This window comes from Novosphingobium olei, assembly GCF_037076535.1.
GTDB lineage: Bacteria > Pseudomonadota > Alphaproteobacteria > Sphingomonadales > Sphingomonadaceae > Novosphingobium > Novosphingobium olei.
Genome location: NZ_AP029021.1, coordinates 1,283,493 through 1,309,558 on the forward strand (window position 1 = coordinate 1,283,493; position 26,066 = coordinate 1,309,558).

The following is a 26,066-nucleotide window of genomic DNA, read 5'->3' on the forward strand; positions in this document are numbered from 1 at the left end:
TTTGCTTATAGCCTCAGGGATGTTTCAACGGCTCGTGCCGGGCAGTACCCGTCGCCATCCGATCTAGGACGCCGGGCCCACATGCTCAAGGTGCATCGCGAGTTTTTCGACCCGCGCCGCGATCGTGTCGATCCGCGCCAGCACTTCGGGCGATGGACCGGCGGGCGGCAGCGGCTCCGCAGCAGGCGGGGGCGCGGCCTTGTGCGCTTCATGCAACTCGTCCGCCATGACGAGCGCGGCAAACAGCAGCATGCGCGGCTCGGACTGGTTTTGCGCACCGATGCGGCGCGCGCGCTCGTCGATCATCCGGCCCAGCATCTCGATGTGGCTTTCCTCGCCATCGGTTGCCGAAACCGTGAAATTGCGCCCGCCGATGGTAAGGGTGACGTTGCTCATGGGCTAACCGCGCTGGCTGGGAAGGTTGGCGAGAAGCAGGTCCAGCTGACGCAGCTCCTGGGCGACGGTATCCTTGAGCTTGCGATGGCGCGTGCGGAGTTCGCCCAGCTCGACCACGGCCGCGCCGCTCTGCTCGACATGCTCGGCCTGCTTTGCCGCTGCGGCCTCGAGCCGGGCAAGGGCCTGCTCGATACGGTCCAGCGCTGCTTCGAGATCGTGTTCGCTCGCCATGATTCCAATCGCTAGCATAGAGCAGGCGGGGTTGTAACGCCGCTCCTCGGCACAAGCCAAGCTGACCTGTTGATAAGCGCGCCGGCGGGCCCTCTCCGTGACCGGGCTTGCGAATCGGCGTCCGCATTCGTATGCGCGGCCGGGACGCGAACGTATGCGTCGGCTCGACACGAGAGGGTGAGCGCGTCACCCTCGCAAACTTGACGCTTGGGGGCGGGGTCACCAAAGAGGCCGCGCTCCGAATCACCGATAATGCGTGCCGATTTGCGCGCCAGAAGGGTTTTTCTCAGGTTATGACTCGTGATCCCGCCGCGCTCGGTCCCATGGCCAACGCGATCCGTGCGCTTGCCATGGACGCGGTCCAGGCTGCCAATTCCGGCCACCCCGGCATGCCGATGGGCATGGCAGACGTCGCCACCGTGCTGTGGTCGCAGTTCCTGAAGTTCGATCCCTCGGCGCCCAAGTGGGCGGACCGCGATCGCTTCGTGCTCTCGGCCGGCCACGGCTCGATGCTGATCTATTCTCTGCTCCACCTCTCGGGCTACGCCAGCCCGACGATGGATGACATCCGCAACTTCCGCCAGATGAACAGCGTCTGCGCGGGGCATCCGGAAAACTTCCTGATCGATGGCGTCGAATGCACCACCGGCCCGCTTGGTCAGGGCATCGCGATGGCCGTGGGCATGGCGATGGCGGAACGCCATCTCAACGCCCAGTTCGGCGATGACCTGGTCGATCACAAGACTTGGGTGATCGCCGGCGACGGCTGCCTGATGGAAGGCGTCAACCACGAAGCCATCGGCCTTGCCGGCACGCTCAAGCTCGGCCGCCTGAACGTGCTGTGGGATGACAACAAGATCACCATCGACGGCGATACCTCGCTGTCCACCAGCGAGGACATCCTCGGCCGCTACGCCGCCACCGGCTGGCATACCACCTCGTGCGATGGGCATGACTTCGCCGACATCGCCCGTGCACTGGCCGAAGCTGCTGCCGATCCGCGCCCCTCGATCGTCGCCTGCCGTACCGTGATCGGCAAGGGCGCGCCCAACAAGCAGGGCGGCCACAACGTCCATGGTGCGCCGCTGGGCGCCGACGAAATCGCCGCCGCGCGCGAATACCTCGGGTGGACTTCGGCCCCGTTCGAGATTCCGGCGGAGATCCTTGCCAACTGGCGCTCGACCGGCGAAGCGGGCAAGGCGGCCCATGCCGAATGGCAGGCGCGCGCCGCCGCCAGCGACAAGGCCGGGGAACTCGCCCGCCGCATGGCCGGCGATCTTCCCGCCGACACGGGCTTCGATGCCTATGTCCAGTCGCTGATCGCCAACCCGCCCAAGGTCGCCACCCGCAAGGCGAGCGAGATGGCGCTCGAAGCCTTCACCGCCGCCATCCCCGAAATGGTCGGTGGCTCGGCGGACCTGACCGGCTCGAACCTTACCAAGACCAAGTCGACCCTGCCGTTCGGCCCGGACAGCTACGACGGTCGCTACGTGTTCTACGGCATCCGCGAATTCGGCATGGCCGCGGCGATGAACGGCATGGCGCTGCATGGCGGCATCATTCCCTACGGCGGCACCTTCCTGGTCTTCGCGGACTACTGTCGCAACGCGATCCGCATGTCGGCGCTGCAGCACACCCGCGCGATCTATGTGCTGAGCCACGATTCTATCGGCCTGGGCGAAGATGGCCCGACCCACCAGCCGGTCGAGCATGTGATGAGCCTGCGCATGATCCCCGGCCTCAAGGTGTTCCGCCCGGCCGACGCGATCGAGACGGCCGAAGCCTGGGCGCTCGCGCTGGCCGACAAGCATGCCTCCTCGGTCCTCGCCCTGTCGCGCCAGAACCTGCCGCCGGTCCGCTTCGATGCCGAAATGAAGAGCGCCAAGGGCGCCTATCGCCTGGTTAGCGCCGAAGCCGATCGCAAGGTCGTGCTCGTCGCCACCGGTTCGGAAGTGGCACTCGCCAAGGACGTCGCCGTCGCGCTCGAAGCCAAGGGCATTGGCGCGGACGTGGTCTCGGCCCCGTGCCTCGAACTGTTCGACGCTCAGGACGCCGCCTACAAGGCCGACGTTCTTCCGGCCGGCTTGCTCAAGGTCTCGATCGAGGCGGGCGTCACCTTCGGCTGGCAGAAGTATGTCGGCGATGGCTTGACCATCGGCCTGGATACCTTCGGCGCATCGGCACCGGCCGACGTCCTGTTCGATCACTTCGGGTTCAGCGTGGACAAGATCGTCCCGCAGATCCTCGAACGTCTTTCGTGATTTAAAGGGAGTTTTTGACATGGCGATCAAGGTTGCGATCAACGGTTTCGGACGTATCGGGCGCAACGTCGCGCGCGCCATTCTCGAACGCCCCGAAGCAGGGCTCGAGCTGGTTTCGATCAACGATCTCGCCGATGCCAAGGCAAACGCCCTGCTGTTCAAGCGCGACAGCGTCCACGGCGCTTTCCCGGGCGATGTCTCGGTCGATGGCAACGATCTGATCATCAACGGCAAGCGCATCCAGGTCACTGCCGAAAAGGATCCGGCCAACCTGCCGCACGCCGCCAACGGCATCGACATTGCGCTGGAATGCACCGGCTTCTTCGTGGATCGCGCCGGCGGCCAGAAGCATCTCGACGCGGGCGCCAAGCGCGTGCTGATCTCGGCGCCGGCCAAGGGCGTCGACCTCACCGTCGTGTTCGGCGTCAACCACGACAAGCTGACCGCCGACCACAAGATCGTGTCGAACGCGTCGTGCACCACCAACTGCCTCGCGCCGCTGGCCAAGGTGCTGCATGAATCGATCGGCATCGAGCGTGGCCTGATGACGACGATCCACTCGTACACCAACGACCAGAAGATCCTCGACCAGCTGCACAAGGATCCGCGCCGCGCCCGCGCTGCCGCGATGAACATGATCCCGACCAGCACCGGCGCCGCCGTCGCCGTGGGCGAAGTGCTGCCCGACCTGAAGGGCAAGCTCGATGGTTCGTCGATCCGCGTTCCCACCCCGAACGTCTCGGTCGTCGACCTGACCTTCACGCCCAAGCGCGACACCACGGTCGAGGAAGTCAACGGCCTGCTCAAGGCAGCTGCCGAGGGCGCGCTCAAGGGCGTGCTCGGCTACACCGACGAGCCGCTGGTCTCGATCGACTTCAACCACGATTCGCACTCGTCGACCATCGACAGCCTCGAAACCGCGGTGCTCGAAGGCAAGCTGGTGCGCGTGCTGTCGTGGTACGACAACGAATGGGGCTTCTCGAACCGCATGCTCGATACCGCGGGCGCGATGGGCAAGTTCCTCTAAGCATCCGCGATGGACGCGGGACAGCGCTCAGGCGTTCTGGAGGGAATCGCGCGGCATGATCGGCCGCGCGGTCCCATCGAGACCATCTCCCGCGTACGCGTGACCGAAGGCGAGGGCGTCCACGGCGATCTGCGTGGCGCCCTCCGCCCCGGCAAGACGGGCAAGCGCCAGATCACCGTCATGGAGGCGGAAAGCTGGGCCGCCGCGCTGGCCGATCTCAAGATCGACCTGCCCTGGCACGTGCGCCGCGCAAACCTCCTGGTTTCCGGTCTGCGCCTGCCACGCCAACCCGGCGCCATCATCCGCATCGGCGAAGCCCTGCGCATCCGCATCAACTGCGAATGCGACCCCTGCAGCCGCATGGACGAAATTGCCCCCGGCCTGAAAGCCGCGCTGCTGCCCGATTGGCGCGGCGGCGTGTGTGGCAAGGTCATCAGCGATGGCGACATCGCCATCGGCGACGAAGTGAGGATCGAGACATGAGCTTCAAGACGCTGGACGATATCGGGGACGTGACCGGCAAGTCCGTGCTGGTCCGTGAAGACCTCAACGTGCCGATGGCCGATGGCAGGGTCACCGACGATACCCGCCTGCGCGCCACCGTGGCGACGCTGACCGAGCTTTCCGACAAGGGCGCCAAGGTGCTGGTGCTGGCCCACTTCGGCCGTCCCAAGGGCCAGCCGTCCGAAGAATTTTCGCTGAAGAAGCTGGCCGACCCGCTCGCCCACGTGCTGGGCCGTCCGGTCAGCTACATCGACTGGGAGGGCGACAAGGCCGCCGTGGCCGCGCTTGCCCCCGGCAGCATCGCCGTGCTCGAAAACACGCGCTTCTTCGGCGGCGAGGAAAAGAACGATCCTGCCGTGATCGAGCGCTTCGCCAGCTTGGGCGACTTCTACGTCAACGACGCATTCTCCGCCGCGCACCGCGCCCACGCTTCGACCGAGGGCCTCGCCCGGGTGCTGCCAGCCTTTGCCGGTCGGGCCATGGAGGCCGAGCTCAAGGCGCTGGAAAAGGCGCTTGGCGCGCCCGAACGGCCGGTCGCTGCCGTCGTCGGCGGGGCGAAGGTTTCGACCAAGCTCGACGTGCTCAAGCACCTCGTCTCGAAGGTCGATCACCTGATCATCGGTGGCGGCATGGCCAACACCTTCCTCGCCGCGCGAGGCGTCGATGTGGGCAAGTCGCTGTGCGAGCATGATCTGAAGGCCACGGCCGAGGAAATCCTCGACAATGCCGACAAGGCCGGTTGCACCGTGCATCTGCCCTATGACGTGGTCGTGTCGAAGGAATTTGCCGCCAACCCGCCTTCGCTGCGCACCTGCAACGTGCACGAAGTCGCCGCCGACGAAATGATCCTCGACGTGGGGCCGCAGGCGGTGGAAGCGCTGGGCGATGTGCTCAAGACCTGCCGCACGCTGGTCTGGAACGGGCCGATGGGCGCCTTCGAAATGGAGCCGTTCGATGCCGCGACCGTGGCGCTGGCCCGCACCGCCGCCGCGCTCAGCAAGGAAGGTTCGCTGATCTCGGTCGCGGGAGGGGGCGATACCGTCGCCGCGCTCAACCACGCGGGCGTGGCGGGCGACTTCTCCTATATCTCGACGGCTGGCGGCGCTTTCCTTGAATGGATGGAAGGCAAGGAACTGCCCGGCGTCGCCGCGCTCGGATAAAAAATCGACCCACCGGACAGGCGCGATGTTGCACTGCAACCCGCGCCTGTTTATGGAGCGTTTGCGCATAGGTATGCACGGGCCGCTTGCCCGATTCTTTTCCACAGCACGGGATCAGCCATGAACTACGCCGAAATGACCGAGAAGATGGCCGCGGGTAACGGATTTATCGCCGCGCTCGACCAGAGCGGCGGTTCGACGCCCAAGGCACTTGCCGGTTACGGCGTGGAAGCGGGCGCGTGGAACACCGAAGAGGAAATGTTCGGCCTGATCCACGACATGCGCAGCCGCATCATCAAGTCGCCCGCTTTTACCGGCGACAAGGTTATCGGCGCGATCCTGTTCGAACGCACCATGGACGGCACCGTCGATGGCAAGCCGACGCCGGCCGCGCTGATCGAAAAGGGCGTCGTGCCCTTCATCAAGATCGACAAGGGCCTGGAAGACGAAGCCAACGGCGTCCAGCTGATGAAGCCGATGCCCACGCTCGACGCGCTGCTCGAAAAGTCGAAGGCGCTGGGCGTCTATGGCACCAAGGAGCGCTCGGTCATCAATTCGGCCAATGCCGAAGGCATCGCCGCCGTGGTCAAGCAGCAGTTCGAAGTGGGCAAGCAGGTGCTTTCGCACGGCATGATGCCGATCATCGAACCCGAAGTGAACATCAAGAGCGAAACCCGCGCCGACTGCGACAAGATCCTGCTCGCCGAGATCCTCAAGAACCTCGACGAGCTGCCCGAAGGCCAGCAGGTCATGCTCAAGCTGTCGCTGCCGATCGTGCCGGGCACGTTCGATCCGCTCGTCTCGCACCCCAAGGTCCTTCGCGTCGTCGCGCTTTCGGGCGGCTACAAGCGCCCCGAAGCCTGCGTCGAACTTGCCAAGAACACCGGCATCATCGCCAGCTTCAGCCGCGCTCTGCTCGAAGACCTGCGCTTCCAGATGAGCGACGCCGAATTCGATGCCTCGCTCGGTGCGGCGATCGACGAAATCTACAACGGTTCGACGCAGAAGACCGCCGCCGTCGCGGCCTGATGCGTGAAGGGGAAACCCCTTCCACAAGTTGCGTGAGGATGGAGAAAGGCCGCCCCGCACCCCGTCAACCGGGGGCGGGGCGTCTCCGTTTCAGCCTCAGGATGCCGCCGTGACCTTTCCCTATCATCGCAGCGTCGCGCCGATGGTCTGGGCGCTGTTTGGTCTGGCGGTGCTCGAAATGCTCGCCGTTCACCTGTTGGTTTCGCTCAAGTGGCCGGCGCTCGCCTGGCCGCTCACGATCCTGACCTTCCTGTCGCTCGTCTGGCTGGTCGGCTGGATCCGCTCGTTCGCGCGGTTGCCGCATCGGCTGGATGGCGATGTCCTGGTCCTGCACATGGGCTCGCTGCGCAGGATCGAGCTGCGGCTTGATCAGATTGCCGGCATCCTGCGCGATTGGCCCGCGGGCACGCTCGGCGCGCCAGATGTGCGCAAGCTGGTGCCCGTGGCTTATCCCAACCGCATCATCGAAGTCGCGGAAGGGGCACTCGCCGGCAAGCGTCGTCGCTTCGCCATACGGCTGGACGATCCGTCACCCTTCGATGCCGCCATGACGCAACACGGAATTGCCGTTTCGGGCTGAAGCGCGGCTTCGTCAGCGGCCCGTCCAGCTGAAGTGAAAGCGATAATCCTGCGGACGGATCGGGGTGTCGGTGCGGGTTGGCGGTTCGACCGTATCGAGCATGACGCTGCCAGACGTCAGCAGCGCCGGTTCGCCCAGCACCAGCTTGCGCTCCTGCTTGCGGCCGTCTTCGGTGATCACGGCAGAAACGACCACGCGGCCCGCCCAGATGCAGCGCGCGTTCATCGGGCAGCGGCTGTCCTCGACCACGTCCACCGGCCGGACGGTGACGGGCCCGGCGCGGGTCGCCTCGTTCAGCCGTGCAAATCCGTCAGTCCGGATATCGGCTGGAATCGTAGCGCAGGCGGCAAGCGGTGCGAAGGCGATCAGGGGGAGCAGCAGCTTCTTCATGCGGCCATAATCGGCGCTGGGGCTGAACGGTTCCGGAACGCCCGATTGCGCAGGGCTGGCGGGAAGGGTAGGGCGCTCGTCCCATGGCTCACCCTTCCTGTTCGATCTACCTGATCTCGCCGCTCGATGTCTCCGGCACGTTTGCCGACCGGCTGGCCCGCGCGCTCGATGCCTCGGACCCGGCCGCGCCGATTGCCGCGTTCCAGTTCCGGGTAAAGAATGTCGATGAACACCAGGCCGCGCGGCTTGCCGAGCCGCTCCAGCGCATTTGCGCCGATCGCGAAGTGGCGTTCATCGTCAACGATTCGGTGGCGCTCGCCAAGCGCCTGGGTGCAGACGGCGTGCATCTTGGCCAGGAGGACGGCACCGTCGCCGAAGCGCGCCAGCGGCTGGGGCGCGATGCCCAGATCGGCGTCACCTGTCACGACAGCCGCCATCTTGCCATGGAAGCGGGCGAGGCCGGAGCGGACTATGTCGCCTTCGGCGCGTTCTTCCCCAGCAGCACCAAGGAAACCAAGCACCGGCCAGAGCCCGAATTGCTCACTTGGTGGTCGACGCTGTTCGAACTGCCCTGCGTCGCCATCGGGGGGATCACTGCGGACAATTGCGCAGGGCTGGTGCAGGCCGGTGCCGACTTTCTCGCGGTAAGCCAGGCCATCTGGGGAGCCGACGAAGCCCTGGGTGTCCGCCGCCTTGCCGACGCGATCCTTGCTGCCGCGCGAGAGGGCTGAGGAACCCATTGAACGCCAAGGTGTTTCCCGGGAAATATAACACCGGGAACACTGATGCGTCGCTTTCTGCTGACTACCTGCCTCGCCCTTTCGCTGGCGGCTTGCAATTCGAACAGTTCGGGAATTGGCACGGGTGCGACCGATACCGGAGCAGCTTCCGAGCCGGCGCAGGAACAGCAGGGCATCACCGCCGATTCGATGGCCTCGCACGATCCGGGCCCCGGCCAGGCGCCCGATCCTGCCGCCGCCGACGATCAGCCGCGCCCGATCATGAAGGTGCAGGTCGTGCTCGAACGCCTCGGCTTTGCGCCCGGTGTGATCGACGGACAGATGGGCCTGTCCACCCACAACGCGCTGCGTGGCCTGCAACAGGCGAACGACCTGCCGCAATCGGGCGAGCTTGACGACCAGACGCAGACCCTGCTGTCGCGCTGGTCGCAGATCGCCGCCACGCGCGTGGTCACCATCCTCGCCGATTTCGCCGCGGGTCCCTTCGCGCCCCTGCCCAAGGACCCGGTCGAACAGGCCAAGCTTCCCTCCCTCGGCTACGCCTCGCTCGATGAAAAGCTCGCCGAACGCTTCCATACCACGCCCGAGGTGCTCCACGCGCTCAACCCTGCGCCACACGGATCGCCGCCGGTCGCCTTCGCCGCTGGCCAGAAGATCCGCGTGCCCAATGTGGGCAACGATGCGATCTCCGCCGTTGGCAAGCAGGATGAAGACTGGCTGCGCACGCTTGCCTCGCTGGGCGTCGGCACCGACCAGCCCCCGCTCGACCGAATCGTCGTCAGCCGCAGCAAGGGCACCCTGAGCGGATACGACACCGCCGGAAAGCTGGTCGCGCTGTTCACCGTCACGACCGGGTCGAGCCACGATCCTCTGCCGCTGGGCAACTGGAAGATCTACGGCATCGATCACAATCCCAAGTTCCACTATAACCCGGACCTGTTCTGGGATGTGTCGGACAAGAAGCCCAAGGTCCTGCTTCCGCCCGGCCCCAACGGCCCGGTGGGCGTGGTCTGGATCGATCTGTCCAAGGAACACTACGGCATCCACGGCACGCCCGAACCGCAGACGATCGGCCGTAGCCAGAGCCACGGCTGCGTGCGCCTGACCAACTGGGACGTCGCGCGCCTTGCCCAGATGGTCTCGACCAAGACCAAGGTGGAATTCGTTGCCTGACGCGGTGAAGTCGGGGGCGTGATCGCGATGGAGCGGTGGCAGGACAAGCTGCGCCTGATCGCCACCACCGCCGCGATCACGTCGGCGGTCTGGCTTGTTGCCGGGGCTCTCTGGATGAACGGTGGCGCGCGTTCGTCAGTCATGCCGCAGTCGCTGGTCGGCGCACCAGGTCCTGCCCCCGCCGTGCCGCATCCTGCTGCGTCCCCGCTCGCGCCAGTTCCGGCGATGTCCGGGTCGCTCGTCCTGCCGGTCCAGGGCGTCCGCCCCGCCGACCTGACGGACACCTATACGCAGGCGCGGGCCGGCGGCGCGCGGATCCACGATGCGATCGACATCATGGCCCCTTCCGGCACGCCCGTGCTCGCGGCGATGGCGGGCCGGGTCGACAAGTTGTTCCTGTCGAACGACGGCGGCAACACGATCTATATCCGCAGCCCCGATGGCCGGACGATGGCCTACTACGCGCATCTGTCCGCCTACGCCCCGGACCTCGCCGAAGGGCAGGCGGTGCGCGCGGGGCAGGTGATCGGCGCGGTCGGCGCCACCGGCAATGCCGATCCGGGCGCCCCGCATCTCCATTTTGCGCTGCTGCGCACCACGCCCGAAGCGCGCTGGGATCAGGGCGAGCCGATCAATCCCTTCCCGCTGCTGCGCGCGCTTCCCTGATCCGCCTGCACGTGCCACTACGGCACGGTTGAGGAGAACCGCATGGCGCAAGAGCAACCGATCCGTGAACTGACCTTGCGCGCCGTGGTGCTTGGCGCGCTGCTGACGATGGTGTTCACCGGTGCCAACGTCTACCTCGGCCTGCGGATCGGGCTGACTTTCGCGACGTCGATCCCTGCCGCCGTCATCTCGATGGCGCTGCTGCGGCTGCTTCCCGGATCGACGATCCAGGAAAACAACATCGTCCAGACCATCGCCAGCTCGGCCGGCACGCTGTCAGCGATCGTGTTCGTGCTGCCCGGCCTCGTTATGGTCGGCTGGTGGAGCGGCTTTCCCTACTGGCAGTCGGTCGCCGTCATTGCCATCGGTGGCGCGCTGGGCGTGATGTATTCGGTGCCGCTGCGCCGTGCGCTGGTGACGGGTTCGGACCTTCCTTATCCCGAAGGCGTTGCCGCCGCCGAAGTGCTCAAGGTCGGTGCAGGCGTCGGCGGGGTAGAGGAAAACCGCAAGGGCCTTGCTGCGGTCGGACGCGGTGCGTTCCTCGGCCTGTTCTACCCGCTGCTCGCCAAAATGAAGCTGGTGGCCGAAGAAGCCTCCTTCACCATTTCTGTGGGGTCTGGCGGCACGTCGGTGGCGGGCGGGCTCTCGCTCGCGCTCGTCGCCGTGGGCCATCTCGTCGGCCTTGCCGTCGGCATCGCGATGCTGGTCGGCATCGTCATCAGTTTCGGCGTGCTGCTGCCGGTCTACACCGCGGGCGGCCCGCCTGCGGGCACCGAGCTTGCCGATTTCATCGGCACCGTGTTCCGCCAGAAGATCCGCTTCATCGGCGCCGGCACCATCGGCATCGCCGCGATCTGGACGCTGCTGCGCGTGATCGGGCCGATCGTGCGCGGCATCGCCGCCGCCATCGCCGCCAACCGCGCGCGGGCAGGGCAGGGCATGGAAGGTCTGGAGCTCACCGAGCGCGATCTGCCGATCGGTGTTGTCGGCGGCACCATCCTCGCGCTGATGATCCCCATCGCGCTGCTGCTCGCCGATTTCGCCGCGGGTGGCCCGGTCGCCAGCAAGCTCGGCCTCGGCATCGGCGCGGCAGTGATCTATGTGCTGATCGCCGGCATCGTCATCGCGTCGGTCTGCGGCTACATGGCTGGCCTGATCGGCGCGTCGAACAGCCCGATCTCGGGCGTCGGCATCCTCGCCGCGCTCGGCATCTCGCTGGTGCTGCTGGCGATCTTCGGACGCGGTGGCTCGCCAGCCGATATGCGGGCGCTGGTGGCCTTCGCCCTGTTCGTCACCGCAATCGTGTTCGGCGTGGCGACGATCTCCAACGACAACCTGCAGGATCTCAAGACCGGCCAGCTCGTCGGCGCAACGCCGTGGCGCCAGCAGGTCGCGCTCATCCTCGGCGTCGGCTTCGGCGCGCTGGTGATCCCGCCGATCCTCGATCTGCTCAACGCGACGTTCGGGTTCGAGGGGATGCCCGGCGCTGGCAAGAACGCGCTTTCCGCGCCGCAGGCCGCGCTGATCTCCGCCATCGCGCAGGGCGTGCTCGGCGGCAATCTCGACTGGGGCCTCGTCGGCATCGGCGCAGCCATCGGCGTCGCGGTCGTCGCTGGCGATGAAGTGCTGCGCAAGACGGGCAAGGGCGCGCTGCCACCGCTCGCCGTCGGCATGGGCATGTACCTGCCGATGCAGGTCACCGCGCTGGTCGTCGTCGGCGCTGTGCTCGGGCACGTCTACAACCGCTGGGCTTCCCGGCAGGCCGATCCCGAGCTTGCCGAACGCATGGGGGTGCTCGCCGCCACCGGGCTAATCGTCGGTGACGGCCTGTTCAACATCGCCTACGCCGCGCTGGTCGCTGCCAGCAACAATGCCGACGTGATGGCGGTCGCGGGCGAAACCGGTGTCGCCGTGCCGATGGGGATCATCGTGTTCGGCACGATCATCGCCTTCGCTTATGCTACGATGCAGCGCGATTCCGTCAGGCGGGCGTGATCCCGCCCGGCGGGATCAGTTCTTGGTCGGCAGCGGCGGGTTCGTCTCGGCCATGTCGACATAGGCCGAAGGCGTACCCGACTTGACGCAGCGCATCCCGGTTTCCTTGCCATCGCTGCCAAGCGGGTGGACGGTCGCGGCGCTTTCCACGGCATAGGCCCGTCCCTCGAACGGACCGGACGTCATTACCAGGCGATCGGCCAGCAGCAGGTACGTGCCCGTCTCGCCGTTGCGCAGCGAATAGCTCGAATCCTGCACCGCCCAGAAATCGTCCGCTTCCAGGCGCACCGGCGGCTTGGTCGCATCGCCGGGCTGCTCGCACAGCCAGTGGCCGATGGCCAGGGTGTGCAGTTTTCCGCCAGGGACGGCATGGGCCGGAACGGCGGAACCGGCGCTCGCCAGCAGGCACGCGGCGATCAGGGCAAGGCGCGACTTCATCACGCCAGTCGCGCTAGCACGACGGCTGCGCTTGAAGCAATCGGCGCTTGGCGCTAAGGGCCGCGCTTCCCCATCTCTGGCAGGGCTCTTTCCATCATGAAGATCAGCGGCGTGGACATCCGTCCGGGCAATATCCTGGAATACGAAAAGGGCATCTGGAAGGTTGCCAAGACCCAGCATACCCAGCCCGGCAAGGGCGGCGCGTTCATGCAGGTCGAAATGAAGAACCTGATCGATGGCCGCAAGACCAACGTCCGCTTCCGCAGTGCCGATACCGTGGAACGCGTACGCCTCGATACCAAGGACTTCCAGTTCCTTTATGCCGAAGGCGAAGACCTGGTGTTCATGGACGTCGAAACCTACGACCAGATCACCCTGCCCAAGGACCTGCTCGGCGGCGCCGAAGCATTCCTGCAGGATGGCATGACCGCCGTGCTCGAAATGTACGACGATCGCCCGATCTCGGTGCAGCTGCCCGAACAGGTCGAAGCCACCATCGTCGAAGCCGACGCCGTGGTGAAGGGCCAGACCGCTTCGTCCAGCTACAAGCCCGCGATCCTCGACAATGGCGTGCGCGTCATGGTTCCGCCGCATATCGAAAGCGGCACGCGCATCGTGGTTGACGTGTACGAGCGTACCTACGTCGGCAAGGCGGGCTGATCCATCATGGCGATGTCCGGTCTGATGCGCGTGATGGAGAAGGCTGCCCGCAAGGCCGGGCAGCGTCTCCGTCGTGATTTCGGCGAAGTCGAACACCTCCAGGTCAGCCGCAAGGGACCGTCCGACTTCGTTTCGAAGGCGGATCAGGCTGCCGAACGCACGATCTGGGACGAACTGCGCGCGGCGCGCCCCGAATGGGGCTTCCTGATGGAAGAGGCGGGCGAACTGCCCGGCGATCCCACCAAGCCGCGTTTCATCGTCGATCCGCTCGATGGCACCACCAATTTCCTCCACGGCATCCCGCACTTCGCGATCTCGATCGCGGTGCAGGAGCCCAAGCTCGATGGTTCGGGCTGGGGCGAAGTCACCGCCGGGATCGTCTACCAGCCGGTCACCGACGAAAGCTTCTGGGCGGAAAAGAGCCGTGGCGCCTGGCTGCAGGATCGCCGCCTGCGCGTTTCGGCGCGTCGCAACCTCGATGAAGCCGTGATCGGCACCGGCATTCCCTTCGCCAATCGCGGCGACATGGGCGAATGGACGCGGATCTATCACGAACTCGGCCCGCGTGTTGCGGGCATCCGTCGCTTCGGCGCGGCCTCGCTCGATCTCGCGTGGGTTGCCGCCGGTCGTTTCGACGGGTTCTGGGAATCGGCGCTGCAGCCTTATGACACCGCCGCCGGCTGTCTGCTGGTGCGCGAAGCGGGCGGTTTCGTGTCCGATTTCCGCGGCCGTTCGCTGCCCATCTGCGATGAAACCGTGCTCGCGGGCAACGATGCGCTGCATTCGCGCCTGCACAAGCTGCTTGCCGGCGCGCTCAAGGCCGGTTGAACCTTTGCGCGGGCGCGGCTAAGCCGCGTCCGCAGTGCCCCTGTGGTGGAATGGTAGACGCGACCGACTCAAAATCGGTTGGAGAGATCCGTGCCAGTTCGAGTCTGGCCAGGGGCACCACCTTTTCAAAGACAATTTGTCCCTTGCTCGCCGCATCCGTGCGGGCAAGTTGACACGTCTCTTGCATATGCAAGCATGGCCGCTGCTTTCCTACAGCGCCGTGGCGGCGTAAAAGCCCCGCTTCGCTCTTTTAAAACTCTGATAATGCGTGGTTTTTGATCGAACGCGTTGAATCCGGGCCTTGTCCGCAGTTTGCCCTTTGTAGTCTGTCAACTTTGTCAACTTGGGGCCTCGCCGGGGGATGAAAATGGGCCCTTCAATCGGCCCCGTCCGAACCCGAACGCAGCGCCGATGCCGATCGCAGCGTGCGCAGTTCCATGGCCGAGGGGCGGTAGGGCCCGGCCTCCTCGCGCCGCTTCTTTTCCGCCTGCAACTGCTTCAGCGCCTCCTCCCGCTGTGCCGCCGTCATCGTCGCGGCCTGCCGGGGGTCGAGCTCGATCTGGATCTGGTTGGGGGCGGGGGCATAGGGGGAAACGCTGGTGTCGGTCCCGTCGATCGGATCGGGCCCCACATCCATATCGCTCGGCGGCGGCGGGTTCGATCGGGCATCGACCAGCGTGCCGTTGCCGGTCTTCACCTCGGGATGGGGCGGTGCCTTGTCCGTCGGCTTGCCCGGTGCGGGCGCCGCTGCCTCGGCCGGTGGGGCCGCAGGCGCGTCGCTTTTGCCGTTGGTGAACATCGCGATAGCGATCGACAGCACCAGGGTGATCGCCGCGAAGTGGCGATACATCTTCGGGTCGATCCCGAGCATGGGTGCGGGTGAAGCCATCGCCGCTCGTCATGAATGCAAAGCGTTAACAGGCCGTTTGCCACGCCTTGCGGACTGTCGATATGGCGCCAAAGGTCGCTTGTGTTCGCCCTATGTTCGCGTTAGTCGGAGCCATGGCCAAGCCCAAGCGTCGTTATGTCTGCCAAGCGTGCGGAAGCGTGTCGAATCGCTGGCAGGGCCAGTGCGCCGATTGTTCGGAATGGAACACCCTGTCCGAAGAAGCGCCCGAAACCGTGTTCTCGGCAAAGCACGACCTGTCGAGCGGTGGGCGCGCGGTGCGTTTCGTCTCGCTGGACGAGCCGGTCGAACTGCCGAAGCGGCGCAAGACCGGCCTTGCCGAATTCGACCGCGCGCTTGGGGGCGGGCTTGTTCCGGGTTCGGCCATCCTGATGGGCGGTGATCCCGGCATCGGCAAGTCCACCCTGCTGCTCCAGGCATCGGCAAGCATCGCCAACGCGGGCGGCCTGTCGGTCTATATCAGCGGAGAGGAAGCGTCGGACCAGGTCCGCCTGCGCGCCGATCGGCTGGGCTTGGGCAAGGCGCCGATCCGGCTCGCCTCGGCCACGTCGGTGCGCGATATCCTGACCACGCTCGGCACGATGGAGCCGCCCGCGCTGCTGGTGATCGATTCGATCCAGACCATGCATTCGGACCAGATCGAAGGTGCGCCCGGCACCGTCAGCCAGGTGCGCGGCTGCGCGTTCGAACTGATCCGCTACGCCAAGGAAAATGGCGTCGCCATGGTGCTGGTCGGCCACGTGACCAAGGACGGCAACATCGCCGGCCCCCGCGTGCTGGAACACATGGTCGATGTGGTGATGAGCTTCGAGGGCGAACGCAGTCACCAGTACCGCATCCTGCGCGCGCTCAAGAACCGCTTCGGCGCCGTCGACGAAATCGGCGTTTTCGCCATGGCCGGGGCGGGGCTCGAGGAAGTGGGCAACCCGTCGATGCTGTTCCTTTCCGGCCGCGACCAGCCGGTGGCGGGCAGCGCGGTGTTCCCCGCGCTCGAAGGTACGCGGCCCGTCCTCGTCGAAATCCAGGCGCTTACCGTGCGGCTGGCGAGCGGGGCGACGCCGCGCCGGGCGGTGGTCGGGTGGGATTCGGGCCGCCTCGCCATGCTGCTCGCGGTGCTGGAATCGCGCTGCGGGCTCAGCTTCTCGTCGGCCGAAGTCTACCTCAACGTGGCCGGCGGCTATCGCCTGACCGATCCGGCGGCCGATCTTGCCGTTGCCGCCGCGCTCGTGTCCGCGCTGGCCGACCGGCCGCTGCCGTCCGATTGCGCCTGGTTCGGCGAAGTATCGCTGGCGGGCGAGGTGCGTCCGGTGGCGCACGGCGGCATCCGGTTGAAGGAAGCGGCAAAGCTAGGTTTCACCACGGCCTACGGGCCGGATGTGGGGGGCGAAAAGGTGCCGGGCCTGCGCTTTGGCAGTCTCAAGCTCCTGCCAAATCTCGTTGACCGCATCGTGGGCGGCTCGTAGCACCCGTTGCAATGACCGGCTTCGATTATGTCGTGCTCCTCGTGGTGGCGGTTGGGGCGATCGGTGGCTTCTTCCGTGGGTTTGTCGAGGAAGTGCTGAGCCTGCTCGCCTGGGGCGTGGCAGTCGTCGCCGTGCGCTACCTCCATGCCCCGCTCACGCTCTGGCTCGAACCGCACCTTTCGACCGAAACCGGTGCCGGTGTGCTGGCTTTCGCGCTGCTGATGGTCGGTCCCGTCTTCGCCACCCGCTTCATCGCCCGCAGGATGGGGCAGGCAAGCCGCGGTTCCACGCTTGGCCCCATCGACCGCCTGCTGGGCTTCGGCTTCGGCGCGGTGAAGGCCTTCGTCGTCGTCGTGCTGGGCTTTTCGGTTCTGGTGTTCGGCTACGACGTGGTGTGGGGCGCATCCGGACGGCCCGAGTGGATTTCGCTCGGCCGGACTTATCCGGTGCTCAATGCCGCGAGCGAGGAGCTGATGACGCTCATCGCCGAACGGCGCGAGGAAGCGGCGCGGGCGGCCGAACCGGACGACAGCGCAAGCGCCGCCGCGACCGAACACCGCACCGCTTCGCGCAAGAAGCGCCGCCCCGCCGACTGATCATCATGGCACAAGCGCTCTACACCCCGGCGATCCTCGCCGCCGCGACCGGCCTTGCCACCTACCCGTGGGACGAGGCGCTGCCCCTGCGCGGAGAGGCGCGATCGCGGTCCTGCGGCAGCAGCCTTGCCATGGCGCTTGCCGTCGACGGCGAAGGCCGGATTGTCCGCGTCGGGTTGAGGCCGCATGCCTGTGCCGTGGGGCAGGCCGCCGCGAACGTCTTTGCGGCTGCGGCAGCGGGGCGCAACGCGGAGGAGATTGCCGCCGCCCGCAGCGAGATCGCCGCGTGGCTTGCGGGTGACGGGCCCCTGCCGGATTGGCCGGGCTTCGAACTGATCGAACCGGCCCAGGCCTACCCCGGACGCCACGGCGCGATCGTGCTGGCGTGGGACGCCGCGCTGGATGCCCTTTCCTTATACCATCCATGATTTTTGCGAGGCTTTCGCGCTGGCCATGCCTTCGCTAGAGCATTCGGAAACGGGAGAAGGGACCGGCATGAGCGACAGCAAGAGCGAACCGAGCGCCAGCGACATCCGGCTGGTGATCGCCGCGTCCAGCGCGGGCACGGTGTTCGAATGGTACGACTTCTTCATCTACGGCACGCTCGGCTCGATCCTGTCCAAGGCCTTCTTCCCGACCGGTAACGCCACGCTGGAAATGCTGCTGTTCTGGCTGGTGTTTGCGGTCGGTTTCGGCTTCCGGCCGCTGGGCGCGGTGCTGTTCGGTTTCCTGGGCGATCGGCTGGGGCGCAAGTATACCTTCCTGGTCACCGTGCTGCTGATGGGCATTGCCACGGCGGGTGTCGGCCTGATCCCTTCGGCCGCAACGATCGGCATGGCGGCGCCCGTGCTGGTGATCCTGCTGCGCATCCTGCAGGGCCTTGCCCTGGGCGGCGAATACGGCGGGGCGGCGGTCTATGTGGCCGAACATTCCAACCCCGAACGGCGCGGCTTCTATACCAGCTTCATCCAGGCGAGCGTGATGGGCGGCTTTGTCCTCAGCCTTCTGGTGGTGCTTTCGTGCAAGGCGCTGATGAGCGCGGAAACCTGGGCGGCATGGGGCTGGCGCGTTCCGTTCGTGCTTAGCCTTGCGCTGCTGGCGGTTTCGATGTGGATGCGGCTGAAGCTGTCGGAAAGCCCGGTGTTCAAGGCGATGAAGGAGGAGGGCGAGCTTGCCGGCAATCCCTTCGTCGAAAGCCTGACCTATCCCGGCAACAAGCGCCGCCTGTTCATCGCGCTGTTCGGCGTGGCCGCTGGCCTGACGGTGATCTGGTACACCGCGATGTTCTCCGGCCTGTCATTCCTGAAATCCGCGGTGCGGGTCGACGATACGACGGCGGAAATCCTTGTCGGCATCGCCTGTGTCCTTGGCATGCCGTTCAACCTGCTGTTCGGGCACCTGTCGGACAAGGTGGGCCGCAAGAAGCCGATCGTGCTGGGCTATGTGGCCACGTTGCTTCTGCTGTTTCCGGCGTTCTGGCTGGTGGGCGGCGCGGCCAATCCCGGGCTTGCCGAAACCGCACGATCGGTGCCGGTGGTGGTGAGCGGGCCCGACTGCCGCTACAGCGCCTTCGCCACCGAGCAGGCGACGCCGTGCAGCAAGCTTTTGGCTGACCTGACGGGATCGGGCGTCCCCTACACGCTGGTGCAGGGCAGCGCGCTGATGCTGCGCGCGGGCGACAGGGTGCTTTCGCTCGACGGCTATGCCTGGGACGACAAGAAGGCGCGGGCGACGCAGTTGCAGGCGCTGCTCGGCGATGCAGGCTACGATTTCACCAAGGTGACGCCTGACTTCGGCCGCGCCGCGATCGTGGTGCTGGGGCTGGTACTGCTGATGGCGCTTTCGGGTGCGACGTACGGCCCGGTGGCGGCGCTGCTGGCGGAAATGTTCCCGCCGCGAATCCGCTACAGTTCGATGTCGATCCCCTATCACATCGGCACGGGCTACTTCGGTGGCTTCCTGCCGTTCATTTCCACCCTGATCGTCGCCAAGACCGGCAATCCCTATTCGGGCCTGTGGTACACCTGGGGCGTGGTCCTGGTTGCGCTGATCGTCGCGGCCTGGGGCCTGAAGGGCGGGAAGCCGCGCGATTATGGAGACCAAGCTGCCTGATACCTGCCTGAGCCTGCCGCCTGCTTCGTTGCGCCTGCGGCTCGATGCCGGGGCGCTGGCCGACAACTGGCGCACGCTCGACCGGATGTCGGGCGCGGCGCGGGCGGGGGCCGCAGTCAAGGCCGATGCCTATGGCCTCGGCGCCAGCCGCGTGGTGCCCGTCCTGGCGGCGGCGGGCTGCCGCGACTGGTTCGTGGCGCACTGGAGCGAGGTGCCAAGCCTGCTGGCGCATGTGCCGGCCCAAAGCATCGCCGTGCTGCACGGACCGATTACGCATGAGGATGTCCTTTTCGCGCAGCGCAGCGGTGTCCGCCCGGTGCTCAACTCGATCGCGCAAGCGGCGCGTTGGCAGGCTGCGGGCGGCGGGACATGCCATGTGATGGTGGATACGGGGATCAACCGGCTCGGCATTGCGATGAGCGAACTGGGCCATCCCGCGCTGGCCGAACTCGATATTGACCTGGTGCTGAGCCATCTTGCCAGCGCCGACGAGGATACCGACCAGAACGCCGCGCAGCTTGCGCGTTTCCGGCAGGTGCGCGCGGGCGTGAAGGGGCGCCGCTACAGCCTTGCCAACAGCGCGGGCATTGCGCTGGGGGCGGATTACCATGCCGATCTGACGCGTCCGGGGATCGCGCTTTATGGCGGGATTCCGCGCCGCGATTTCGCAGGCACGATAAGGCAAACCGCTTATCCGGAAGTAGCCTTGATCCAGACCCGCGATCTCTCCGCGGGGGACCTGGTCGGCTATAATGCCACGTTCATTGCCGACCGCCCGATCCGCGCCGGGACGGTGTCGATCGGCTATGCCGACGGATACCTTCGCTGCTGGTCCTCGATCGGGAAATTTTCGTTCAATGGGAAGACCTTGCCGGTGATCGGGCGGGTTTCGATGGACCTTGTGATCCTCGATCTTTCCGCAGTGCCCGAATGTGCCGAAGGAGACTGGCTGAGTGCAGAATATGATCTGCCGACCGCAAGTGCCGCGACAGGATTGTCCCAATACGAGATGTTGACCCTTTTGGGCCGGCGGTTTGCAAGGTTGTAGTATTTTAACTTTAACTGCTAACTTTTATTGCGCTGCACATGCTGCATCTGCTAATTAGCAGGAGAGAACCCAGCGGGGGCGCACATACAATGGCACAGCAGGCAAAAGACGGCGAAGCGGTCATCATCAAGAAGTACGCCAACCGCAGGCTCTACAATACCAGTACGTCGAGCTACATCACGCTCGACCACCTCGCCCAGATGGTGAAGGACAATGTCGACTTTCAGGTGATCGACGCCAAGACCGGCGCCGACCTGACGCACACGATCCTGACCCAGATCATTATGGAAGAGGAATCGGCGGGCGAGCAGATGCTGCCGACGAACTTCCTGCGCCAGCTGATCTCGATGTACGGCAATTCGATGCAGGCGCTGCTGCCCGGCTACCTCGAAGCCTCGATGGAGCACTTCCGCGAGAACCAGGTGAAGCTGCGCAAGGCGATCGAGGACTCGATCGGCGCGAACCCGTTGGCGCAGATCGCCCAGCGCAACATGGAAATGTTCAAGGCTGCGGCCGCCGCGTTCGTGCCGGGCGCCGCCACCCCCGGACGGGAAGATCCCAAGGCTGCGGGCGAATCCGACGAACTGGAAGCGCTGCGCAAGCAGATGGCCGACATGCAGAAGAAGCTGGACCAGCTCGTCAAGTAATGCGGCGAGCGGGGTGATCCGATAGCGCTTGCCACGGTGGGGCAGGCGCTATCCGGGATTGCCCGAATCCGCGCGGGGCACTAACCCCCGCGCCATGAACAAGCCCACGATCAAGCACGCGCTTCCCGTCACCCGCGAGGAAGATTTCGCCCAGTGGTACCAGGCGGTCATCGCCGAGGCCGAGCTCGCCGAGGAATCGGGCGTGCGCGGCTGCATGGTGATCAAGCCATGGGGCTATGGCATCTGGGAACGCATCCAGAAGCTGATGGACGAACAGATCAAGGCGGCCGGCGTCGAGAACTGCTATTTCCCGCTGTTCATCCCGCTGTCCTACTTCGCCAAGGAAGCCGACCACGTCGAAGGCTTCGCTAAGGAAATGGCGGTCGTCACGCACCACCGCCTGATCGCCGATCCCAAGGGCGGGCTGGTGCCCGATCCCGAGGCGAAGCTGGAAGAGCCGCTGGTGGTGCGCCCGACGTCCGAGACGGTGATCGGCGCGGCGATGGCGCGCTGGGTGCAATCTTGGCGCGATCTGCCGCTGCTGACCAACCAGTGGGCCAACGTTGTGCGCTGGGAAATGCGCACGCGCATGTTCCTGCGCACCAGCGAATTCCTCTGGCAGGAAGGCCACACCGCGCACGCCGATGAAGCCGATGCCATGACCGAGACGCTGCGCGCGCTCGAAATGTATCGCGCCTTTGCCGAAGGGCCGCTGGCGCTGCCGGTCATCGCGGGGCCCAAGCCTGAAAACGAGCGCTTCCCCGGCGCGGTCGCGACCTATTCGATCGAGGCGATGATGCAGGATGGCAAGGCACTGCAGGCGGGCACATCGCACTACCTCGGCACCGGCTTCGCCGAGGCGGCGGGCATCCGCTACCAGGACAAGGAAGGCCAGCAGACGCTGTGCCACACCACCAGCTGGGGCGTTTCCACCCGCATGATCGGCGGCGTGATCATGACCCATGGCGACGACGACGGCCTGCGTACTCCGCCACAGGTGGCGCCGCAGCAGATCGTGATCCTGCCGATGCTGCGCGACAATGATGGCGACGCGGCGCTGCTCGCCTATTGCGAGAAGCTGCGCGCGGAGCTGGCCAAGCTCTCCGCGTTCGGGGAGCGCGTGCGCGTGCTGCTCGACAAGCGGCCCGGCAAGGCGACGCAGAAGCGGTGGGCATGGGTCAAGAAGGGCGTGCCGCTGATCCTGGAGATCGGCGGGCGCGATGCCGAGGGCGGACAGGTTTCGGTGCTGCGCCGCGACCGGCTGTGGAACGATGCCGGGAAGGCGAACTTCACCGGCATGGCGCAGGGCGAATTCGTGGCGATGGCGGCAAGCGAGCTGGAAGACATCGAGCGCTCGCTCTATGAGGAAGCCCGCGCGCGTCGCGACGCACAGATCGAGCGGGGGGTAACCGACCTTGCCGGCCTTGCCACCTATTTTGCCGAGGATCGCAAGTTCCCCGGCTGGGTCGAAATGCAGTGGTCGCGCCCGACCGGTGCCGCGCTCGACAAGGTGGTCGAGCAGTTGAAGGCGCTCAAGCTCACCATCCGAAACACGCCGCTGGATGCAGCGCCCGTGGACGGCACCTGCCCGTTCACCGGCGAGCCTGCGGTCGAACGTATCCTGGTGGCGCGCGCGTATTGATACTGGCAAAGGCGCGGCGGTTCGCTGGCCGCCGCGCCCTTCGCGTCATTTGTCCTTGGCGACTTCGGCCTTGTAGGCATCTATGCTGATCGGGCGGCCGAGGAAATCGGCCACCAGTTCCGCCGCAGGCTTGGACCCGCCGGGGCCGAGCACCAGCGTGCGATAGCGCAGGGCCGTGGCGGTATCGCGCATGCCGTTCCTGGCGAACTGGGTGAACATGTCGTCGGCGATCACTTTCGACCATTCGTAGGTGTAGTAGATCGCCGAATAGCCGTTGAGGTGGCCGAAGCTTGCCTGCGACTGGGTCGATGGCGGCAGGGGCAGCAGGTCGTATACGGCGGCGAGTTCGCGCGTTCGGGCGCCCAAGTCGGCGGGGGCAGGGCCCTGGTGCAGGCGCAGCGAGATGTTCGAATAGCCGAGCTGGCGCAGATCGGCCATGCCGAGGTTGAAATAGCGCGCCTTGTTCATCTTCTCGACGAGGTCGCGCGGGATCGTCTTGCCCTGCGCGTCCACCGCGAAGCGGCTGAGCGTGTCGTAGTCGTAGACCCATTCCTCCAGCATCTGCGAGGGTGCTTCGGCGAAATCCCATTCGGTGGAAATGCTGCTGACGCCGGCCCACTTGACCGTCTGCCCGCCGAAGATGTGATGCAGCATGTGGCCGAATTCGTGCAGGAAGGTCTGCACGTCGCCGTGCTCCATCAGGCCGGTGGAATGGTCGCCGGCCGGGAGGTTCATCACCAGCGCACCGACCGGAATGGTGCGGCCGGCAACGCCAACCCGCAGCGGGATCATGTTGGCGTGATCGTATTTGCCGGGGCGCGGGTGGCTGTCGAAATAGAACCGGCCGAGCAGCTTGCCCGCCTCGGGCCCGCTCGCTTCTGAAATCTCGTAGGTTTCGACCATCGGATCCCACTTGGCGGTCTGCCAAGGCGTGATCTTTACGCCGAACAGGTCTTGCGTGAGCCGCAGGATACCGTCGCGGACGTTGTTGTAGGCGAAGTATTTGCGGGCTTCCTGCCGATCGTAGGAGAAGTCCTGCTTCTGCACGAGGTTGGTCAGGTAGCTGTTGTCCCACACGTTGAAGCTGGTCGCACCGGGGTGGTCGAGGCGGTAGACCGCAAGCTTGCGGGCATAATCGCGATCGGCTGCGGGGCGGGCCGCGCTTGCCATGTCATCGAGCAGCGCGACAACCTTGTCGGGCGTGTTGACCATCTTGTCTTCGAGCACGAGGCTGGCGAAGTCCTTGCGGCCGACCAGCTTTGCCAGCTGGTCGCGCAGATCGATCATCGTGCGCAGGTTGGCGTCGTTTTCGGGCCAGGCGCGGGTCAGGAACGCTTCGTAGATCCGCTGCCGCAGCGCGCTGCTCTTGGCATAGGACATGACCGGGAACAGGTCGGGGTAGTCGGTCGAGAGGGTCACCTTGCCGCTGGCGTCGGGCTTGTGCGCGGCGATGTAGTCGGCAGGCAGGCCTTCGAGTTCGGCGGGATCGGCGGTGACCGTCTTGCGACCCGCAGCGATGGCCTGGTCGAAGGCGGTTCCGGCCTGGGAAATCTTGTCCGATAGCTCCTGCGCCTTTGCGCGTTCGGCGTCTGGCAGGCCTATCCCTGAACGTTCGAACGATCCGATGATTCGACTGTGCAGCAGCTTGGTGGCGCTGTCGGCCTTGGACACGTCGACGGCCTTGAGCCGTTCGTAGATCGGGCGCGACAGGCTGATCTTGGTGTTCGCGGCGTTGATCTTCACTTCACAGGCGGCGGCCGCATCTCGGCGCGGGGCATCCGCCATGACTTCGCGATAGAGCGTCATTTCTCCCAGCGAGGAAAACAGCAGGTCGGTCAGATCGTCGTAAGCCTGCAGCGTCGTCGGTATGGTGGCGCGGCCCTTCTCGCCCTCAAGCGCGGCCTGGCGACGCGCGATTTCGTTCACGAACCTGTCGCACATCGCGTTGATCGCGGCGGCATCGGCTGGCGTTGCGGCGACGTTGCCGACGAAGGTGTCCACCGCGTTGGGCTTCATCGGAGCGGCAACGGCGGGCGTGGCGAACATGCTGCCCGCAAGCAGCATGGCGGAAAGCGTCTGGCGCATCGGAATTCTGTCCCCTTCGGAATCCTCGGATGAGCGACGATAAGCACGCGCAAAGAAGCGCGCAATCAGGGTGCTATAGTCTCGAAAGAAACCTTGTCGGGCACTACGGTCGAGCTAGACTGCGCAGATGCAACGTCTTCTTCCCAGCATCTTCGCCTTGGCGCTCGCCGTGCCTGCAACCGCCCAGACAGGCCCGGACCCGGCGCAGGCCGTGTCCGAGGCGCGCCAGCGGGCGGATATCGAAAAGCTGGTGGCCTTCGGCACGCGCCACACGCTGTCGACGCAGACTGACCCGAAGCGCGGGATCGGGGCCGCCCGTCGCTGGGCCGAGGCGGAGTTTCGAAAGAGCAGCAAGGCCTGCGGCAACTGCCTCGAGATCGCGCTGCCCGAGACGATGATTTCGGGCGAGCGGGTGCCGACGCCCACGCGGCTGGTGGATGTGGTGGCGATTCAGCGCGGGACCGAGCGGCCCAATGAAGTGGTGATCGTGCAGGGCCACATCGACAGCCGCGGGTCCGACGTGATGAACGCGACAGTCGATGCGCCCGGCGCCAACGACGATGGTTCGGGCACGGCACTGGTGCTGGAAGCCGCGCGCGTGCTGTCGAAACACAAGTACCCGGCGACCATTGTCTACGCCGTGTTGTCGGGCGAAGAGCAGGGGCTTTATGGCGGCAAGCTGCTGGCCGACTACGCCAAGGCGCAAGGCTGGACGGTGAAGGCGGTGTTCAACAACGACATCGTCGGCGGATCGCGCGGAAGCGACGGGGTGAAGGACGATGCCCACGTGCGCGTCCTTTCCGAAGGGCTGCGCGCGGATTCGACAGACGCCCTGCGCGCGCAGATGCGACGCTTCGGGGGCGAGAACGACAGCCCGTCGCGCAATATCGCGCGCTGGCTGGAAGGTCTGGCGGCGCAGGACGCAACCGGCCTTGCCGTGCGTCAGATCTGGCGCGCCGACCGCATGGGACGGGGCGGGGACCAGCTGCCCTTTTCGGACAAAGGCTACCCGGCGGTGCGCTTTTCGGTGGCGATCGAGGACTACGAACACCAGCATCAGGACGTGCGGACCGAGAACGGGGTGAAGTTCGGCGACACGATCGACGAAATGGATTTTCCCTACCTCGCCAAAGTCACGCGTTTGAACGTGCGCGGGCTTGCCGCGCTGGCATCGGCGCCGATGCCGCCGGTGGTGACGGCCAAGGCGGCGGTTTCGACCTGGACCGACCTTGAATGGAAGGCCGTGACCGGTGCCGTGTCCTACACCGTGTGGCGTCGGCGCACCAATGCGCCCGGCTGGACCGAAAAGGTGGCGGAAGGGGTGACCGCCACCACGCTGCGACTGGAACACGTGCGGGGCGATGACTGGTTCTTCGGCGTGAGCGCCAAGGCGGCGAACGGAGCGGAGAGTCCGGTATCGTCCGCCGTGCCCGGCGGTGGCTTCGGGCCGATTGGCGGGTGATTTCCGGGCTTCGGCGGTTGCCACGC

Annotated in this window: 26 protein-coding genes and 1 tRNA gene; 21 read left to right on the forward strand and 6 right to left on the reverse strand. The window is 65.9% G+C overall.

The window, feature by feature from the left end; all coding sequences use genetic code 11:
* Positions 1 to 63: 63 nt before the first annotated feature.
* Together AACH40_RS06145 and AACH40_RS06150 are read right to left on the reverse strand one after the other, a co-directional pair.
* Positions 64 to 396 carry a cell division protein ZapA gene (locus AACH40_RS06145; protein ID WP_169492687.1) on the reverse strand — a complete coding sequence of 111 codons (333 nt, stop codon included), beginning with the start codon at positions 394 to 396 and terminating at the stop codon, positions 64 to 66.
* 3 nt (positions 397 to 399) lie between these two features.
* Positions 400 to 627, reverse strand: coding sequence for a hypothetical protein (locus AACH40_RS06150; RefSeq protein WP_169492688.1), 228 nt, complete (start codon positions 625 to 627; stop codon positions 400 to 402).
* Between the two features lie 293 nt (positions 628 to 920).
* Here AACH40_RS06150 and tkt point away from each other — a divergent pair, with 293 nt between their 5' ends.
* The 6 genes from tkt (at position 921) to AACH40_RS06180 (ending at position 7,188) form a co-directional block, all read left to right on the forward strand.
* Positions 921 to 2,888, forward strand: a complete 1,968-nt coding sequence (gene tkt / locus AACH40_RS06155) for a transketolase (RefSeq protein ID WP_338644804.1) — start codon at positions 921 to 923, stop codon at positions 2,886 to 2,888.
* 19 nt (positions 2,889 to 2,907) lie between these two features.
* A complete protein-coding gene (gene gap / locus AACH40_RS06160) occupies positions 2,908 to 3,915 on the forward strand; it encodes a type I glyceraldehyde-3-phosphate dehydrogenase (protein WP_169492690.1) in 1,008 nt (335 codons plus the stop codon).
* Between the two features lie 9 nt (positions 3,916 to 3,924).
* Entirely contained in the window at positions 3,925 to 4,398 is a 474-nt protein-coding gene (locus tag AACH40_RS06165; RefSeq protein WP_338644807.1) for an MOSC domain-containing protein, read from the forward strand.
* Positions 4,395 to 5,579 carry a phosphoglycerate kinase gene (locus AACH40_RS06170; RefSeq protein WP_338644809.1) on the forward strand — a complete coding sequence of 395 codons (1,185 nt, stop codon included), beginning with the start codon at positions 4,395 to 4,397 and terminating at the stop codon, positions 5,577 to 5,579. Before AACH40_RS06165 ends, AACH40_RS06170 begins: the two co-directional genes overlap by 4 nt.
* Before the next feature lie 120 nt (positions 5,580 to 5,699).
* Positions 5,700 to 6,608 carry a fructose bisphosphate aldolase gene (locus AACH40_RS06175; RefSeq protein WP_338644811.1) on the forward strand — a complete coding sequence of 303 codons (909 nt, stop codon included), beginning with the start codon at positions 5,700 to 5,702 and terminating at the stop codon, positions 6,606 to 6,608.
* A gap of 109 nt (positions 6,609 to 6,717) precedes the next feature.
* Positions 6,718 to 7,188 (forward strand): hypothetical protein, encoded by a 471-nt coding sequence (locus tag AACH40_RS06180; protein ID WP_338644813.1) that lies wholly within the window; start codon positions 6,718 to 6,720, stop codon positions 7,186 to 7,188.
* Positions 7,189 to 7,200: 12 nt separating this feature from the next.
* Here the strand turns inward: AACH40_RS06180 and AACH40_RS06185 are convergent, their stop codons facing one another.
* Positions 7,201 to 7,578, reverse strand: coding sequence for a hypothetical protein (locus AACH40_RS06185; protein ID WP_338644815.1), 378 nt, complete (start codon positions 7,576 to 7,578; stop codon positions 7,201 to 7,203).
* Between the two features lie 83 nt (positions 7,579 to 7,661).
* Between AACH40_RS06185 and thiE the strand changes: the two genes are divergently transcribed.
* Genes thiE through AACH40_RS06205 form a run of 4 tightly spaced genes read left to right on the forward strand, consistent with a single transcriptional unit; the run spans position 7,662 to position 12,152 of the window.
* Positions 7,662 to 8,309, forward strand: a complete 648-nt coding sequence (gene thiE / locus AACH40_RS06190) for a thiamine phosphate synthase (protein ID WP_169492695.1) — start codon at positions 7,662 to 7,664, stop codon at positions 8,307 to 8,309.
* Positions 8,310 to 8,363: 54 nt separating this feature from the next.
* Positions 8,364 to 9,491, forward strand: a complete 1,128-nt coding sequence (locus tag AACH40_RS06195; RefSeq protein WP_338644817.1) for a L,D-transpeptidase — start codon at positions 8,364 to 8,366, stop codon at positions 9,489 to 9,491.
* A gap of 27 nt (positions 9,492 to 9,518) precedes the next feature.
* Positions 9,519 to 10,157, forward strand: coding sequence for a M23 family metallopeptidase (locus AACH40_RS06200; protein WP_422394899.1), 639 nt, complete (start codon positions 9,519 to 9,521; stop codon positions 10,155 to 10,157).
* A 42-nt stretch (positions 10,158 to 10,199) separates the two neighbouring features.
* Positions 10,200 to 12,152 (forward strand): OPT family oligopeptide transporter, encoded by a 1,953-nt coding sequence (locus AACH40_RS06205; protein WP_338644821.1) that lies wholly within the window; start codon positions 10,200 to 10,202, stop codon positions 12,150 to 12,152.
* Between the two features lie 15 nt (positions 12,153 to 12,167).
* On the opposite strand, the gene AACH40_RS06210 is transcribed toward AACH40_RS06205, so the two are convergent.
* The gene (locus AACH40_RS06210) at positions 12,168 to 12,593 is read right to left on the reverse strand and encodes a hypothetical protein (RefSeq protein ID WP_422394886.1); all 426 of its coding nucleotides are present in this window, start codon (positions 12,591 to 12,593) and stop codon (positions 12,168 to 12,170) included.
* A gap of 93 nt (positions 12,594 to 12,686) precedes the next feature.
* Between AACH40_RS06210 and efp the strand changes: the two genes are divergently transcribed.
* The 3 genes from efp (at position 12,687) to AACH40_RS06225 (ending at position 14,198) form a co-directional block, all read left to right on the forward strand.
* On the forward strand, positions 12,687 to 13,250 hold the full coding sequence (gene efp / locus AACH40_RS06215) for an elongation factor P (protein ID WP_169492698.1): 564 nt from the start codon (positions 12,687 to 12,689) through the stop codon (positions 13,248 to 13,250).
* Between the two features lie 3 nt (positions 13,251 to 13,253).
* Positions 13,254 to 14,078 (forward strand): inositol monophosphatase family protein, encoded by an 825-nt coding sequence (locus tag AACH40_RS06220; RefSeq protein ID WP_169492834.1) that lies wholly within the window; start codon positions 13,254 to 13,256, stop codon positions 14,076 to 14,078.
* 36 nt (positions 14,079 to 14,114) lie between these two features.
* Positions 14,115 to 14,198: transfer RNA gene (locus AACH40_RS06225), tRNA-Leu, on the forward strand.
* Positions 14,199 to 14,454: 256 nt separating this feature from the next.
* Here AACH40_RS06225 and AACH40_RS06230 read toward each other — a convergent pair.
* Positions 14,455 to 14,967 carry a hypothetical protein gene (locus AACH40_RS06230; RefSeq protein WP_169492699.1) on the reverse strand — a complete coding sequence of 171 codons (513 nt, stop codon included), beginning with the start codon at positions 14,965 to 14,967 and terminating at the stop codon, positions 14,455 to 14,457.
* Positions 14,968 to 15,080: 113 nt separating this feature from the next.
* On the opposite strand from AACH40_RS06230, the gene radA reads away from it, so the two are divergent.
* From radA to AACH40_RS06265, 7 genes are all read left to right on the forward strand, one after another.
* Positions 15,081 to 16,448, forward strand: coding sequence for a DNA repair protein RadA (gene radA, locus AACH40_RS06235; protein WP_338644824.1), 1,368 nt, complete (start codon positions 15,081 to 15,083; stop codon positions 16,446 to 16,448).
* Between the two features lie 11 nt (positions 16,449 to 16,459).
* A complete protein-coding gene (locus tag AACH40_RS06240; RefSeq protein ID WP_338644827.1) occupies positions 16,460 to 17,044 on the forward strand; it encodes a CvpA family protein in 585 nt (194 codons plus the stop codon).
* Between the two features lie 5 nt (positions 17,045 to 17,049).
* On the forward strand, positions 17,050 to 17,472 hold the full coding sequence (locus AACH40_RS06245; RefSeq protein ID WP_338644829.1) for an iron-sulfur cluster assembly scaffold protein: 423 nt from the start codon (positions 17,050 to 17,052) through the stop codon (positions 17,470 to 17,472).
* Positions 17,473 to 17,539: 67 nt separating this feature from the next.
* Positions 17,540 to 19,156 carry an MFS transporter gene (locus AACH40_RS06250; RefSeq protein ID WP_338644831.1) on the forward strand — a complete coding sequence of 539 codons (1,617 nt, stop codon included), beginning with the start codon at positions 17,540 to 17,542 and terminating at the stop codon, positions 19,154 to 19,156.
* Positions 19,137 to 20,204: an alanine racemase gene (locus tag AACH40_RS06255; RefSeq protein ID WP_338644833.1), complete on the forward strand. Its 1,068-nt coding sequence runs from the start codon at positions 19,137 to 19,139 to the stop codon at positions 20,202 to 20,204. The genes AACH40_RS06250 and AACH40_RS06255 overlap by 20 nt, the downstream gene beginning before the upstream one ends.
* 89 nt (positions 20,205 to 20,293) lie before the next feature.
* Positions 20,294 to 20,851, forward strand: a complete 558-nt coding sequence (gene phaR / locus AACH40_RS06260; RefSeq protein WP_169492704.1) for a polyhydroxyalkanoate synthesis repressor PhaR — start codon at positions 20,294 to 20,296, stop codon at positions 20,849 to 20,851.
* Positions 20,852 to 20,945: 94 nt separating this feature from the next.
* Positions 20,946 to 22,493, forward strand: a complete 1,548-nt coding sequence (locus AACH40_RS06265) for an aminoacyl--tRNA ligase-related protein (protein ID WP_338644835.1) — start codon at positions 20,946 to 20,948, stop codon at positions 22,491 to 22,493.
* 45 nt (positions 22,494 to 22,538) lie between these two features.
* Here the strand turns inward: AACH40_RS06265 and AACH40_RS06270 are convergent, their stop codons facing one another.
* Positions 22,539 to 24,578, reverse strand: a complete 2,040-nt coding sequence (locus AACH40_RS06270) for a M3 family metallopeptidase (RefSeq protein ID WP_338644837.1) — start codon at positions 24,576 to 24,578, stop codon at positions 22,539 to 22,541.
* A 127-nt stretch (positions 24,579 to 24,705) separates the two neighbouring features.
* Between AACH40_RS06270 and AACH40_RS06275 the strand changes: the two genes are divergently transcribed.
* Positions 24,706 to 26,040: a M28 family peptidase gene (locus tag AACH40_RS06275; protein WP_338644839.1), complete on the forward strand. Its 1,335-nt coding sequence runs from the start codon at positions 24,706 to 24,708 to the stop codon at positions 26,038 to 26,040.
* The last annotated feature ends 26 nt before the right edge of the window (positions 26,041 to 26,066 follow it).

Coding starts and splice junctions, on each gene's coding strand:
- AACH40_RS06150 (WP_169492688.1), bottom strand. CDS start 627: ATGGCGAGCGAACACGATCTCGAAGCAGCGCTGGACCGTATCGAGCAG.
- efp (WP_169492698.1), top strand. CDS start 12,687: ATGAAGATCAGCGGCGTGGACATCCGTCCGGGCAATATCCTGGAATAC.
- tkt (WP_338644804.1), top strand. CDS start 921: ATGACTCGTGATCCCGCCGCGCTCGGTCCCATGGCCAACGCGATCCGT.
- thiE (WP_169492695.1), top strand. CDS start 7,662: ATGGCTCACCCTTCCTGTTCGATCTACCTGATCTCGCCGCTCGATGTC.
- AACH40_RS06265 (WP_338644835.1), top strand. CDS start 20,946: ATGAACAAGCCCACGATCAAGCACGCGCTTCCCGTCACCCGCGAGGAA.
- AACH40_RS06245 (WP_338644829.1), top strand. CDS start 17,050: ATGGCACAAGCGCTCTACACCCCGGCGATCCTCGCCGCCGCGACCGGC.
- AACH40_RS06185 (WP_338644815.1), bottom strand. CDS start 7,578: ATGAAGAAGCTGCTGCTCCCCCTGATCGCCTTCGCACCGCTTGCCGCC.
- AACH40_RS06205 (WP_338644821.1), top strand. CDS start 10,200: ATGGCGCAAGAGCAACCGATCCGTGAACTGACCTTGCGCGCCGTGGTG.
- AACH40_RS06270 (WP_338644837.1), bottom strand. CDS start 24,578: ATGCGCCAGACGCTTTCCGCCATGCTGCTTGCGGGCAGCATGTTCGCC.
- AACH40_RS06170 (WP_338644809.1), top strand. CDS start 4,395: ATGAGCTTCAAGACGCTGGACGATATCGGGGACGTGACCGGCAAGTCC.
- AACH40_RS06255 (WP_338644833.1), top strand. CDS start 19,137: ATGGAGACCAAGCTGCCTGATACCTGCCTGAGCCTGCCGCCTGCTTCG.
- gap (WP_169492690.1), top strand. CDS start 2,908: ATGGCGATCAAGGTTGCGATCAACGGTTTCGGACGTATCGGGCGCAAC.
- AACH40_RS06145 (WP_169492687.1), bottom strand. CDS start 396: ATGAGCAACGTCACCCTTACCATCGGCGGGCGCAATTTCACGGTTTCG.
- AACH40_RS06165 (WP_338644807.1), top strand. CDS start 3,925: ATGGACGCGGGACAGCGCTCAGGCGTTCTGGAGGGAATCGCGCGGCAT.
- AACH40_RS06195 (WP_338644817.1), top strand. CDS start 8,364: ATGCGTCGCTTTCTGCTGACTACCTGCCTCGCCCTTTCGCTGGCGGCT.
- AACH40_RS06240 (WP_338644827.1), top strand. CDS start 16,460: ATGACCGGCTTCGATTATGTCGTGCTCCTCGTGGTGGCGGTTGGGGCG.
- AACH40_RS06250 (WP_338644831.1), top strand. CDS start 17,540: ATGAGCGACAGCAAGAGCGAACCGAGCGCCAGCGACATCCGGCTGGTG.
- phaR (WP_169492704.1), top strand. CDS start 20,294: ATGGCACAGCAGGCAAAAGACGGCGAAGCGGTCATCATCAAGAAGTAC.
- AACH40_RS06200 (WP_422394899.1), top strand. CDS start 9,519: ATGGAGCGGTGGCAGGACAAGCTGCGCCTGATCGCCACCACCGCCGCG.
- AACH40_RS06275 (WP_338644839.1), top strand. CDS start 24,706: ATGCAACGTCTTCTTCCCAGCATCTTCGCCTTGGCGCTCGCCGTGCCT.
- radA (WP_338644824.1), top strand. CDS start 15,081: ATGGCCAAGCCCAAGCGTCGTTATGTCTGCCAAGCGTGCGGAAGCGTG.
- AACH40_RS06175 (WP_338644811.1), top strand. CDS start 5,700: ATGAACTACGCCGAAATGACCGAGAAGATGGCCGCGGGTAACGGATTT.
- AACH40_RS06230 (WP_169492699.1), bottom strand. CDS start 14,967: ATGGCTTCACCCGCACCCATGCTCGGGATCGACCCGAAGATGTATCGC.